The organism is Pantoea alfalfae, assembly GCF_019880205.1.
GTDB classification, from domain to species: Bacteria; Pseudomonadota; Gammaproteobacteria; order Enterobacterales; family Enterobacteriaceae; genus Pantoea; species Pantoea alfalfae.
In genome coordinates this window covers 2,496,552-2,510,314 of sequence record NZ_CP082292.1, presented here as the reverse complement: position 1 = coordinate 2,510,314, position 13,763 = coordinate 2,496,552, and the positions used below count along the sequence as shown (strand labels likewise).

General features: G+C 56.5%; 10 protein-coding genes. 9 read left to right on the top strand and 1 reads right to left on the bottom strand.

The genetic code is table 11. The features are described from left to right. Positions 1 to 17: 17 nt before the first annotated feature. The 8 genes from flgE to flgL all read left to right on the top strand — a co-directional run bounded on the left by flgE (position 18) and on the right by flgL (position 8,454). Positions 18 to 1,274 carry a flagellar hook protein FlgE gene (flgE, locus tag K6R05_RS11700; RefSeq protein ID WP_222924196.1) on the top strand — a complete coding sequence of 419 codons (1,257 nt, stop codon included), beginning with the start codon at positions 18 to 20 and terminating at the stop codon, positions 1,272 to 1,274. 20 nt (positions 1,275 to 1,294) lie between these two features. Then, positions 1,295 to 2,050, top strand: coding sequence for a flagellar basal body rod protein FlgF (locus K6R05_RS11695; protein WP_013357443.1), 756 nt, complete (start codon positions 1,295 to 1,297; stop codon positions 2,048 to 2,050). 17 nt (positions 2,051 to 2,067) lie between these two features. Beyond that, on the top strand, positions 2,068 to 2,850 hold the full coding sequence (gene flgG, locus K6R05_RS11690) for a flagellar basal-body rod protein FlgG (protein WP_222924195.1): 783 nt from the start codon (positions 2,068 to 2,070) through the stop codon (positions 2,848 to 2,850). A 60-nt stretch (positions 2,851 to 2,910) separates the two neighbouring features. Next, positions 2,911 to 3,621 (top strand): flagellar basal body L-ring protein FlgH, encoded by a 711-nt coding sequence (locus K6R05_RS11685; RefSeq protein WP_033732242.1) that lies wholly within the window; start codon positions 2,911 to 2,913, stop codon positions 3,619 to 3,621. A 9-nt stretch (positions 3,622 to 3,630) separates the two neighbouring features. Continuing rightward, positions 3,631 to 4,740, top strand: coding sequence for a flagellar basal body P-ring protein FlgI (locus K6R05_RS11680; protein WP_161733791.1), 1,110 nt, complete (start codon positions 3,631 to 3,633; stop codon positions 4,738 to 4,740). Further along, positions 4,740 to 5,702 (top strand): flagellar assembly peptidoglycan hydrolase FlgJ, encoded by a 963-nt coding sequence (gene flgJ / locus K6R05_RS11675; RefSeq protein WP_222924194.1) that lies wholly within the window; start codon positions 4,740 to 4,742, stop codon positions 5,700 to 5,702. Before K6R05_RS11680 ends, flgJ begins: the two co-directional genes overlap by 1 nt. 122 nt (positions 5,703 to 5,824) lie before the next feature. Further along, the gene (gene flgK, locus K6R05_RS11670) at positions 5,825 to 7,474 is read left to right on the top strand and encodes a flagellar hook-associated protein FlgK (protein ID WP_161733786.1); all 1,650 of its coding nucleotides are present in this window, start codon (positions 5,825 to 5,827) and stop codon (positions 7,472 to 7,474) included. 14 nt (positions 7,475 to 7,488) lie between these two features. After that, positions 7,489 to 8,454 carry a flagellar hook-associated protein FlgL gene (gene flgL / locus K6R05_RS11665; RefSeq protein WP_161733784.1) on the top strand — a complete coding sequence of 322 codons (966 nt, stop codon included), beginning with the start codon at positions 7,489 to 7,491 and terminating at the stop codon, positions 8,452 to 8,454. Between the two features lie 349 nt (positions 8,455 to 8,803). Here the strand turns inward: flgL and rne are convergent, their stop codons facing one another. Next, positions 8,804 to 12,232 (bottom strand): ribonuclease E, encoded by a 3,429-nt coding sequence (gene rne, locus K6R05_RS11660; RefSeq protein WP_222924193.1) that lies wholly within the window; start codon positions 12,230 to 12,232, stop codon positions 8,804 to 8,806. 573 nt (positions 12,233 to 12,805) lie between these two features. Between rne and rluC the strand changes: the two genes are divergently transcribed. Continuing rightward, positions 12,806 to 13,762 carry a 23S rRNA pseudouridine(955/2504/2580) synthase RluC gene (gene rluC / locus K6R05_RS11655; RefSeq protein ID WP_161733780.1) on the top strand — a complete coding sequence of 319 codons (957 nt, stop codon included), beginning with the start codon at positions 12,806 to 12,808 and terminating at the stop codon, positions 13,760 to 13,762. Position 13,763: the final 1 nt, after the last annotated feature.

The following is a 13,763-nucleotide window of genomic DNA, read 5'->3' as shown; positions in this document are numbered from 1 at the left end:
AGACAGGAAACAAACACATGTCATTTTCCCAAGCGGTCAGCGGCCTTGGTGCTGCTTCAAGTAACCTTGATGTCATCGGTAACAACATTGCTAACTCCGCGACAGCGGGCTTTAAATCCAGCACCATCGCGTTTGCCGATATGTTCGCCGGTTCTAACGTCGGTCTCGGTACCAAAGTCGCTGCGGTGATCCAGAACTTTAACGATGGCGCGACCACCACCACCAGCCGTGGCCTGGACGTTGCGCTGAGCGGCAACGGTTTCTTCCGTATGACCGACAGCAGCGGCGGCGTTTTCTATTCACGTAACGGCCAGTTAACGCTGGATGCCAACCGTAACCTGGTAAACACCCAGGGCCTGAACGTCACCGGCTATCCGGCAAGCGGTTCACCGGCCACTATCCAGTCGGGTGCCAACCCGGTAGCGCTGCGAATTCCTACTGAGCAGATGCCAGCCCGCGCCACTACCACCGCCGGTCTGGTTGCCAACCTGAACTCAACGGATACCACGCCAACGGTGACCACCTTCTCGACGGCGAATGCAGACAGCTACAACAAGAAAACCACCGCCACCGTGTTCGATTCGCAGGGTAATGACCATGCGCTCGACATGTATTTCGTGAAAGACACCACCAGCAACAGCTGGACCGTCCACACCATTGATGGCAACACCGGCACCTCAGCGGGTGACTTCAGAATGGCGTTTGATACCAGCGGTAAGCTGACCAGCGTCTCTAAGCTGGCTGCAAACGGTACGGTAGCGAGCACCACCACGGATGGCACTGTTGGCCTGACGCTGAACGTAGGTGGCGCCAATGGCGCGGTCGCCAATCAGCCAATCAACCTGAGCATGCTGGGCAGCCTGCAGCAGAACACCGGCGCGACCACCTTTGGCAGCCCGACGCAGGATGGCTATGCGCCAGGCGATCTGACCAGCTACGCGATCAATGATGACGGCACCATTACCGGTAGCTACTCAAACAAGAAAACCCAGCTGCTGGGTCAGATTGTCCTGGCGAGCTTCTCTAACCCGGAAGGTCTGCAGTCACAGGGCGACAATGTCTGGCAGGCTTCGAGCGCATCCGGTCAGGCAGCCATTGGTCTGGCCAACACCGGCACCTTCGGTTCACTGACGTCGGGCGCTCTGGAATCGTCCAACGTCGACATGAGTAAAGAGCTGGTGAACATGATCGTCGCGCAGCGTAACTATCAGGCGAATGCGCAGACCATCAAAACTCAGGACCAGATTCTCAACACGCTGGTTAACTTACGTTAATTCGCTAACAGGATTGCCATATGGATCACGCGATATATACCGCGATGGGCGCGGCCAGCCAGACGCTGGATCAGCAGGCGGTGACCGCCAGCAACCTCGCCAACGCCTCAACACCGGGTTTTCGTGCACAGCTGAATGCGCTGCGCGCGGTGCCGGTGAGTGGCTGGTCGCTGCCGACCCGTACGCTGGTCGCCGCCTCGACACCCGGCGCCGACATGAGTCAGGGCGCGATGGATTACACCGAGCGTCCGCTCGATGTGGCGGTGCAGCAGGATGGCTGGCTGGCGGTGCGTACCGCTGACGGCAGCGAAGCCTATACCCGCAACGGCAATATGCAAATCAGTCCGACCGGTACGCTGACGGTTCAGGGCAATCCTGTGATGGGCGATGGCGGTCCGATTGTGATCCCGCAGGGTACGGAAATCACCATTGCGGCAGACGGCTCCATCACCGGGCTGAACGCCGGTGATTCGCCGAACGCCACGGTTCAGCTGGGCAAGCTGAAGCTGGTCAGGGCAACCGGGCAGGAGCTGCAGCGCAGTGATGACGGCATGTTCCGTCCCACTGCGTCGACGCAGGCGACCCGTGGTGCCGCACTGCAGGCTGACGCCACTATGCAGGTGATGCCTGGCGTGCTGGAAGGCAGCAACGTTAAACCAGTGGAAACCATGGTCGATATGATCGCCAACGCCCGACGTTTTGAGATGCAGATGAAAGTCATCACCAACGTCGACGAAAATGAACAAAAAGCCAATCAGCTCCTGAACATGAGCTAAGGCGCGAGGATAACAACATGATTCGTTCTTTATGGATCGCTAAGACCGGTCTTGATGCGCAGCAGATGAACATGGACGTCATTGCCAACAACCTGGCAAACGTCAGCACCAACGGCTTTAAACGTTCACGTGCCGTGTTCGAAGATATGATGTACCAGACTATGCGCCAGCCGGGCACGCAGTCGTCAGAACAGACAACGCTGCCATCGGGCCTGCAGATCGGTACCGGTGTGCGTCCGGTGACCACTGAGCGTCTGCATACTCAGGGCAACCTGTCGCAGACCAGTAACTCAAAAGATATTGCTATTAACGGTCAGGGTTATTTTCAGATTCAGATGCCGGACGGCACCTCTGCTTATACCCGTGATGGCGCGTTTCAGGTTGATCAGAACGGACAGCTGGTGACCAACTCCGGTTTCCCGGTACAGCCAGGCATTACCATTCCGGCCAACGCCACCAGCATTACGGTGTCGCGTGACGGTGTGGTCAGCGTGACGCAGCAGGGTCAGGCTCAGGCCGCACAGGTCGGTCAGTTAACGCTGAGCACCTTTATGAACGACGCCGGTCTCGATAGCGTGGGTGAAAACCTTTACAAGGAAACCCAGGCATCGGGCGCACCGACCGACAGCACGCCAGGCCAGAACGGCGCGGGTCTGCTCTATCAGGGCTATACCGAAACCTCGAACGTTAACGTAGCGGAAGAGCTGGTCACCATGATCCAGACGCAGCGCGCTTATGAAATCAACAGCAAGGCGATCAGCACCTCTGATCAGATGCTGGCGAAATTAACCCAGCTTTAATCCCGAACAGGGCCAGCCCGTGCTGGCCTGAGATACAGACATTAATAAGGTCGTGACACCGTGGCGAAGCAACAGATTCTCAAGCCTGGACATTGGTTAGTCGCCTCGTTGCTGCTAACTCTTAACGGATGTGCCCTGGTCCCGCGTACTCCGCTGGTCGAGGGGGCAACCACGGCGCAGCCGATGCCGTCCGCGCCACCGGTGGTAAACGGCTCTATATTCCAGGGCGTCGCGCCACTTAACTACGGCTATCAGCCGCTGTTTGAAGATCGCCGTCCACGCAACATCGGCGATACCCTGACCATCACGCTGCAGGAAAACGTCAGCGCCAGCAAAAGCTCCTCAGCCAGTGCCAGCCGCGACGGCAGCAACAGCTTTGGTGTGAGCGGCGTGCCGACGGGTCTGGCAGGCCTGGTGGGTGCAGGTGGCGAAAAAGCCAATCTCAGCGCCGAAGGCAAAAACGACTTCGCAGGTAAAGGCGGCGCATCCGCCAATAACACCTTTACCGGCACCATTACCGTCACCGTGGATCAGGTGTTGTCAAACGGCAACCTGCACGTAGTCGGTGAAAAACAGATCGCCATTAATCAGGGCACGGAGTTCATTCGCTTCTCGGGCGTGGTCAACCCACGCACCATCAGCGCCAGTAACGCCGTGTTATCTACCGCTGTCGCCGATGCACGTATTGAGTACGTCGGAAATGGTTACATCAATGAGGCGCAAACCATGGGCTGGTTCCAGCGTTTCTTCCTGAACATCTCGCCGATGTAAGAGGTTTCAATGAAAAAGTTAACGCTGTTACGCGCCGGGCTGGCGCTGCTGCTGGGCGTCAGCCTGCTGGCCAAAGCCGATTTGATTCGTGATTTAACCACGGTACAGGGCGTACGTGATAACCAGCTGCTGGGCTACGGCCTGGTCGTGGGTCTGGATGGCACCGGTGACCAGACCACGCAGACGCCCTTTACTACCCAGACGGTGAGCAACATGCTGTCGCAGCTTGGCATCACCGTGCCTGCGGGCACCAATATGCAGCTGAAAAACGTGGCAGCCGTTATGGTGACCGCTAAGCTGCCGTCGTTTGCCCGTCAGGGACAGAACCTGGATGTGGTGGTCTCATCGCTGGGTAATGCTAAAAGCCTGCGCGGCGGCACGCTGTTAATGACGCCGATGAAAGGGGTTGATAACCAGGTCTATGCGCTGGCTCAGGGTAACATCCTGGTCGGTGGTGCAGGTGCCTCTGCGGGCGGCAGCAGTGTTCAGGTCAACCAGCTGAACGGTGGCCGCATCACTGGCGGTGCAACGGTTGAACGTGAACTGCAGAGCAACTTTGGCTCGCAGAACACCCTTAACCTGCAGCTTAACAATGAAGATTTCTCGATGGCGCAGCGTATTGCGGACGCGATCAACGCCCGTGGCGGTTATGGCGCAGCGCAGCCGCTGGATGCCCGTACCGTGCAGATCCGCGTGTCACCGAATAATGGTGCGCAGGTGCGTCTGCTGGCTGAGATCCAGAACATTGATGTCTCGATTCCGGTTGAAGATGCCAAAGTGATCATCAACTCCCGTACCGGCTCGGTCGTCATGAACCGCGAAGTCACGCTGAATCAGTGTGCAGTGGCGCAGGGCAACCTGTCAGTGACGGTTAACCAGCAGCAGAACGTCAGTCAGCCTGATACACCGCTGGCCGGTGGTCAGACCGTGGCGACGACGCAGACCCAGATCGATCTCCGCCAGACCGGCGGTGCGCTGCAGCGCGTCAATGCCAGCGCTAATCTGAATAACGTAGTCCGTGCGCTGAATGCGCTGGGTGCATCACCTATCGAACTGATGTCGATTCTGCAGTCGATGCAGAGTGCCGGCTGTCTGCGTGCCAAACTGGAAATTATCTGATGGCTGATATGCAATCTGTCACGAGTCCGGCTTTCGACAGCCGCTCCCTGAATGATCTTAAACGCCAGGCGAGCAACGATCCGAAAGGACATGCGTTGCAGGTTGCACGTCAGGTTGAAGGGATGTTTGTACAGATGATGCTGAAGAGTATGCGCGATGCGTTGCCGCAGGACGGCATTATGGGCAACGAGCAGACCAAACTTTTTACCTCTATGTATGACCAGCAGATTGCACAGGAGATGGGCAAGCGTGGCCTCGGTCTGGCGGAAACCATCGTCAAACAGATGCAGCCCGCCACCGCGCCGGATGAAAAAGCCGGTACGGTGCCGATGAAGCTGGATAACAGCTTTATTCTCAGCACCAGCGGAGCCACACCACTGCCCGCCCAGCAGCTGGAGCAGATGGTGCGGAAGGCGATGCCACGACTGCCGCCGGTCGCGTCATCCACGGGGCTGCCGAGCGACAGCCGTGAGTTTATCGCTCAGCTGACGCAGCCAGCGCAGGCGGCCAGTCAGCAGAGTGGTATTCCACATCACCTGATTCTGGCGCAGGCTGCGCTGGAGTCGGGCTGGGGCCAGCGACAGATCCTGACCCGCGACGGCAAGCCGAGCTATAACGTGTTCGGGATTAAAGCCAGCGGAGACTGGAAAGGTGACACCACCGATATCATGACCACCGAATATGAGCAGGGTGCAGCGAAGAAAGTCCGTGCCAGCTTCAGGGTGTACAACTCCTATTTCGAGGCGCTGACCGACTACGTCAAACTGTTGACCAAAAACCCTCGCTATGCGGCAGTGACCAACGCCTCAAGCGCAGAGCAGGGCGCGCAGGCGTTACAGGCGGCAGGCTATGCCACCGACCCGAAATATGCGCAAAAGCTGGTGGGAATGATTCAGCAATTCAAAAGCATGGGCGATAAAGTCGTCAAAGCATACAGCCAGGATATTGGCGACCTGTTCTGATCATTTCGCCTCAAGTTTCACTTAAGCAAGCCGATAACATCCCTATAGCCAGAAGCGTTTCGCCTGCTGGCGCCCACTTTGATGTCTGCCAGCCCGGTTGACGGGGAACGTAAGGAACCGAGATGTCCAGCATAATTAACTCCGCGATGAGCGGATTGAGTGCCGCGCAGGCCGCTCTGAGCACCACCAGTAACAACATTTCTAACTACACCGTGGCGGGCTATTCACGTCAGACCACGGTACTGGCGCAGGCGAACAGTACCCTTCAGGGTAATAGCTATTATGGTAACGGCGTGAACATTACCGGTGTACAACGTGAATATGATTCATTTATTGCCACACAGCTGCGGGGTGCCAGCGCGAGTTACAGTGCAGTCGACACTCAGCATACGCAGATTTCTAACATTGACGATCTGCTGTCGACCGCGACGACCAGCCTGTCGACCTCGCTGCAGGGCTTCTTTACCAACCTGCAGAACGTCGTCAGTAACGCCAACGATCCGTCAGCGCGTCAGTCGATGCTCAGCAATGCACAGGGTCTGGTGAACCAGTTCCAGACCTCAGCGCAATACCTGAACAATATGCAGAACAGCGTCAATGCTGATGTCAGCTCCAGTGTTAAACAGGTCAACACCCTCACCAGCCAGATTGCCGATCTTAACCAGCAGATTGGCAAGTTGACTAATGGCAACGGTGCGGCGCCTAACGATCTGCTTGATAAGCGTGATCAGCTGGTCAATGACCTGAATAAAGTCGTTGGCGTGACGGTATCGCAGCAGGATGGCAATTACACAGTATCAATGGCCAACGGCCTGACGCTGGTTAACGGCAACAAATCTCACGAGCTGGTGGCGATGAGCGCCAGCAGCGATCCGACGCGTACCACGATTGGCTATGTCGACAGGCAGGCGGGCAACGTTGAGATTCCGGAAAAACTGATCACCACCGGCTCGCTTGGCGGTCTGCTGGCGTTCCGCACTCAGGATCTGGATCTGGCACAGAACCAGCTGGGTCAGTTAGCGGCGGCGTTTACCACCAGCTTCAACGACGTCCATAAGCAGGGCTTTGACAGCCACGGCGACCAGGGCGTCGACTTCTTTAATATCGGCAGTCCAGCCGTGGTGAGCAACAGTAAAAACAGTACCGCCGCCTCCGTGACCGCTGAATGGACCGACACCAGCGCGCTGAAAGCCACTAACTACACCGTGAGTTATGACGGCAATAACTGGACCGCAACGCGTGCGTCAGACAGCACCGCAGCCGCCATCACCCAGAGTACCGATGCCAGTGGCAATACCACGCTGAGTTTTGATGGCCTGAAACTGACTGTGGGTGCCTCGCCTGCACCTGCCGCCAAAGACAGCTTCCTGGTGAAGCCGGTCCAGAATGTGATTAACGACATGTCCGTGGCAATCACCAGTGAATCTCAGGTGGCTGCTGCGAGCGCGGTTGGCGGTGAAAGTGATAACCGCAATGCGCAGAAACTGCTGAATCTGCAGGATGTAAAGCTGGTCGGCGGCAACGCCACGCTGTCGCAGGCCTATGCGGCTATCGTCAGCACCGTGGGTAACAAAACCAGCTCGCTGGAAACCACCAGCACGACGCAGAAAAGTGTGGTCAGTCAGCTGACCGAACGCCAGCAGTCAGTCTCTGGCGTCAACCTCGATGAGGAGTACGCCAATCTGACCAAATACCAGCAATATTACATGGCCAATGCGCAGGTGCTCCAGACTGCCAGCACCGTGTTTAACGCATTGATTAATATTCGCTAAGGGCAGGAGATAACATGCGAATCAGTACAAATATGATTTTTGAACAGCAGGTGCGCGGCATTACTGACTCGCAAGCCTCCTGGCTGAAAGTGGGTGAGCAGCTCTCCAGCGGTCGCCGTGTAACGAATCCCTCCGATGACCCGATTGCCGCGTCACGTGCTGTTGTGCTGACTCAGACTCAGCAGCAGGGTGAACAGTATGCGCTGGCGCGTACCTTTGCTGAGCAGGGCCTGTCACTGGAAGACAATACGCTGAAGGGCGTTACCAATGGCATCATTGCGGCGCAGACGCTGATCGTCAATGGCTCAACCGGTACGCTGAGTGACGATGACCGTGGCTCGATTGCCACTCAGCTGGAGGGGATCCGCTCACAGCTGCTTAACCTGGCCAACAGCAAAGATGCCAATGGCCGCTATATTTTTGCCGGCTATAAAACTGACAGCGCGCCGTTTGTTGATACGGCAGGCACGGGCGTCAGTTATGCTGGCGGCACCGAAGCGATCACCCAGAAGGTTGATACCAGCCGTACCATGACCGTGGCGCATACCGGTGACAGCATCTTCATGTCAATCACCGGCAATGCCACCAAAGAGCCGGATGGCAGCGCCAGCGAAACCAATGTGTTTAAGATGCTGGATAGCGCTATTGCGGCATTAAAAGTCCCGCAGGATGATGCGGACGCCACGACTAAACAGACCTTCCAGGCCGCAATGGATAAAACCAACCGCGGGCTGGGTAATGCGCTGAATAATGTCTCAACCGTGGTTTCTGAGATTGGTACTCAGCTTGGTGAAATCGATACGCTGAATGCGCAGGGTGATGACCGTAAAGTGATTTACAGCTCGCAGATGAGTGACCTGGTTAACGTGGATTTAACTGAAGCGGCTTCCAGCTACACCATGCAGCAGACAGCACTTCAGGCTTCTTATAAGACCTTTACTGATATGTCTAAGATGTCACTGTTCCAGATGAATTCGTAGTCTGACCTGAAATTTTGAGCGTACTTTAACCGGATGCGCTTACTTTTTCCCACCCTCCTGCTAAAGGAAGGTGGGATTTTTTTGCCTGTGATTCAGCCGGTGGCAGGGCGATTGGTCATAAAGCCTGCCTGTCTGGTTTTTTTGCTTCCTCACTTCACGCTATCCCGCCGCATGCCTGCCTGATGCTTTCCCGCACTTTATTACGGCCAGCGTGCCTGACGCCCTCTTTACTGATGGCTGACGAATTAAACGGGTTGGTTATTTCCCCTTTGACGGCCTGATGACTGAATCGACGCCATAAAAAAACCCCGGCTTTCAGGCCGGGGTTCAGTTTACAACAGCTTATGCGTTACGGCTTTGTCGCCGGGGCAGTGGCCTGATGTGTGGCGCTATGACCACCCGCAGAACCGCGACCATCGAACTCATAAGGTGCCCGTACCCAGTCACTGTGCGGAGCAGGCTCTGACTGCCAGACCGGCGCAGGCGCTTTGGTCATCGGTGCAGAGGCATAGTGCTTCCAGCGCGTACCGTCATTTGGCACCGCTTCAGCAGCAGGCGCTGATGCACCAGGCTCGACCGCCGTTACCGGTGCTGCAGGCGCGATATCGCGAGCGGCAACCGGGGCATGAGGTTCACTGACTGGCGCGCTTTCAGCGTTAGCAGCAACCGGCGCGTTCAGCACTTCTTCCACCTCTGCGGCGATCTCTTCACTGACATCAGTAGCTGACTGCTCTGCAACGTCTGCAGGCTGTGAAACTTCAGCGGCTGGCGTTACCACCGCTGTTTCGGTGACCAGGTCAGCAGGCTGTGACACTGGCGTTTCAGCGACGGGCTCAGCAGGCACAGCTTCAGCCGCTACCGCTTCCGCTTTGGCTTCATCAGCAGCCGGAACAACAGAAGGCTGCTCGTCAACCGGGGCGTCGATAGCACGGGTATCGTCAGTGTTGACGATCGCTACTGGCGTTTCTGCCTGCGGCTCGGCCTGTTGCACTGGCGCGTCCTGAGCAACCGATTCAACGGCGGCAGCAACCGGCAGCGCATGGGTCACGTCTGCAGTCTCTTCGCTGTTATAAGCTGGCGTCTCGTGCATTACATTCTGAACCTGCTCTTCGCTGGCCTGGCTCACCGGATAGCGAATCCAGACTTTACCGGATGCCATTTCAGGTGAAGCAGCGGCAGCAGCCAGCGGCATTGCTGACTGCGTCGGGTAACGCTCATCACGGTAACGACGACGACGCTGTCCGCTGACGCGCAGATGACGTGGCGAACGACGTGAACGACGCGGCATATTGGCGTTATCACGGTTATCGTTATCATCCTGCTCGTCACTCTGCGAAGCCTGGAAATCAGGCTGTGTCTGAGCAACGTCAGCTGGCTGTGCCTGACGCCCTTCAGCAGGCGGAGCGATGTCGCTGGCTTCGGCTGGCAGAGGCTGACGGTTATCATCAACACGCACCTTCTGGTTCAGCTGACGCGGCTTACGACGCGGCATAACCTGAACGCGTTCATCATCCTGCGCCTCAGTGACGCTCAGGGCTTCAGCAACGACTGCTGGCTGCTCAGCCGCTTTGGCCGCTTCTTCACCGGCACGTTTCTCTTCCTGACGACGACGCTGACGTTCAGCACGCTGTTCACGGCGCTGTTGCTGCTGCTCGTCACGCTGCTGGCGCGCTTCTTCGCTCAGTGCCGGACGCTCTTCGCGTACTTCACCCGTCTGAGACTGACGCTTGTTGCGACGGTTATCGTTGCCATCGCGCGGCTCGCGGCTTTCACGTGGCTCACGACTTTCGCGCGGTTCACGGCTTTCACGCGGCTCGCGACTTTCGCGTGGTTCACGGCCTTCACGAGACTGTGCATTATCACCGTTACGCGGCGTACGCTCACGACGATTGTTGTTACGACGGTTGTTATTGTTGCTGCGGCGCTCGCCACGGCCACTGTTGCTTTCCTGCTCTTCAGTTGCTTTCTGCGTTTCAGCAACCTCAGTGGCCACTGGCGCAGCAGCAGGCGCTTCTTCGCCAGCGAACATTTTTTTCAGGCCGCCAAGCAGACGCCCGAAGAAACCGGTGCTGACGGTCGCGGGTGCAGCGACAGCCGGGGCTGATTTTGCTGCTGGCTGAGCTTCAGCGCGCTTCACTTCTGGCTCAACTTCTACCGGCGCAGGAGGCGCATCAGGCATCACAAAGGCGGCCAGAGCAGGCTGCTCAGGACGACGGCGCTCAGCATGTTCCTCTTCCGACGGCATGGCCATTTCGGCTTCATGCAGCTTCGGCAGATGATAACTCAGGGTCTGCGTCTCTTCGCCTTTACGTACGCGCAGCACGGAGTAGTGCGGGGTCTGCATCTTGTCATCAGGAACAATGATTGCCCGCACGCCGCCCTGGCGTTTTTCAATCGCGTTGACCGCTTCACGTTTTTCATTCAGCAGGTAAGACGCAACCTGAACCGGAACAATGGCGTGAACTTCTTTGGTGTTGTCTTTCAGCGCTTCTTCTTCGATCAGACGCAGAATGGACAGCGCCAGTGACTCGTTATCACGGATAGTGCCGGTACCGCTACAGCGTGGGCAGACATGATGACTGGATTCACCTAATGACGGGCTCAGACGCTGACGGGACATCTCCAGCAGGCCGAAACGTGAAATGTGGCTGATCTGAATGCGGGCGCGGTCCTGGCGGACAGCTTCACGCAGACGGTTTTCAACAGCGCGCTGATGGCGTACCGGCGTCATATCGATATAATCGATAACGATCAGGCCGCCCAGGTCACGCAGGCGCAGCTGACGGGCAATCTCATCGGCCGCTTCAAGGTTGGTGTTGAACGCAGTCTCTTCAATGTCACCGCCGCGCGTGGCGCGTGCTGAGTTGATATCGATAGCGGTCAGTGCTTCGGTACTGTCGATCACAATCGATCCACCGGAAGGCAGGCGGACTTCACGCTGGAAAGCGGATTCGATTTGCGATTCGATCTGGTAGTGGCTGAACAGCGGGATTTCACCGGTGTAGAGCTTAATTTTGCTGCTGAAGTCCGGACGACCCAGCGCCGCGATATGCTGACGCGCCAGTTCCAGCACTTTCGGATTATCGATAAGGATTTCACCGATGTCCTGACGCAGATAGTCGCGGAAGGCACGCACAATCACGTTGCTCTCCTGATGGATCAGGAACGGAGCAGGGCGATTTTCAGCAGCTTTCTTAATCGCTTCCCAGTGCTTGAGACGGAAGCTTAAGTCCCACTGCAGCGACTCGGCAGATTTACCGACGCCGGCAGTACGCACAATCAGGCCCATGCCTTCCGGCAGATCCAGCGCCGACAGCGCTTCTTTCAGTTCGGTACGATCGTCACCTTCGATGCGGCGAGAGATACCGCCTGCACGTGGGTTATTCGGCATCAGTACCAGGTAGCTGCCCGCCAGAGAGATAAAGGTCGTCAGTGCAGCGCCTTTATTGCCGCGTTCTTCTTTATCGATCTGAACAATGACTTCCTGGCCTTCACGCAGCACGTCTTTAATATTCGGACGACCATGTGCGTTGTAGCTGGAGGGGAAATATTCGCGGGAAATTTCTTTTAACGGGAGGAAACCGTGACGCTCTGCGCCGTAATCGACAAACGCAGCTTCAAGGCTGGGTTCAATGCGAGTGATTTTACCTTTGTAGATGTTGGCTTTTTTCTGTTCGTGTCCAGGACTTTCAATATCCAGATCGTACAGACGCTGACCGTCAACCAGGGCAACGCGCAACTCCTCCTGCTGAGTTGCGTTTATTAACATTCTTTTCATCGTGACTTACTCGTTATTCTTTCATGAGTGATTACAGCTGCGGGCATAGTTACCCTGGACGAGTATCAACCGATGGCCCCGTGACTTAGTGCAATGTCGTCAACCTCACGGCTGTCGACCGCGCGAGGGGCGCAAATAACGTCGGTGGCCTGTTTTTCATAAGGAAAAACAGCACCAGATAGTGGAAATGCCTGAGAGAATAAAGAAAACCCGTGCATCCCATACTGTTGTCCAGGCCGCAACCCGCAGCCCGCTAAGTGCCTGATTTCGCATTACGTCTTACGCCATTGCTGCGTGTCTGCTCAATCCGGCAAAATGACAATTTCGCTCGGTTTCTGCACTGAAATGCTTCAGTTAAGAAACTCAGGCATTATTCCATTGCTAACCTTCATATAGCAAGGCGACTTTAGCCAGCTTGTGAAGTTTCTTTACATTTAACTTGCTAATGTGTCGGACAAAGCAGCGGTTTGCTGAAAAAGCCAGCAGAGAAGCGACCTGCCATCACATCAACCCCAGAGTTAAGCACAGAAAAAGGGGTGGCGCTATCAGGGGACACTATTTAGAATCGCCGCCATGAAAACAGAGAATCCCGGCGTACATTTTGTCGCCATCACGGCTGAAAATGCCGGACAACGCATTGATAACTTTTTGCGCACCCAGCTCAAGGGTGTGCCAAAGAGCATGATTTATCGCATCGTACGCAAGGGCGAGGTACGGGTGAATAAAAAGCGCGTCAAGCCTGAGTACAAGCTGGAGGAGGGTGATGAGGTACGCATTCCACCGGTCCGGGTAGCGGAACGCGATGAAGATGCCGTATCACCTAAGCTGGCAAAGGTCGCTTCGCTGGCGGACGCTATCCTCTTTGAGGATGAGTCGCTGCTGGTGATGAACAAGCCCTCTGGCACTGCCGTGCATGGCGGCAGCGGACTCAGTTTTGGGGTGATTGAAGGGCTACGTGCGCTGCGCCCGGAAGCGCGCTTCCTGGAACTGGTGCATCGCCTGGATCGTGACACCTCGGGCATTCTGCTGGTCGCAAAAAAACGCTCGGCGCTGCGTTCCCTGCACGAGCAACTGCGTGAAAAGGGGATGCAGAAAGATTATCTGGCCCTGGTGCGCGGCAACTGGCCGTCACATCTTAAGGTCGTTCAGGCTCCCCTGCTGAAAAATATTCTCCAGAGCGGTGAGCGTGTCGTGCGTGTCAGCAGCGAAGGTAAAGCCTCTGAAACCCGTTTTAAAGTGGAAGAGCGGTTTGAGTTTGCCACGCTGGTGAAAGCAAGTCCGGTCACCGGACGCACCCACCAGATTCGTGTACATACGCTGCACGCCGGGCATCCCATTGCCTTCGACGATCGCTATGGCGAACGTGACTTTGACAGTCAGCTGGCGTCAACAGGTCTGAAACGCCTGTTCCTGCACGCGGCGGCACTGACCTTTACTCATCCCGGCACTGGCGAAGTCATGCGTGTTGAAGCGCCGCTGGATGATGGCCTGAAGCAGTGCCTGAATAAGCTGCGTCAGCTGAAAGTGTAAT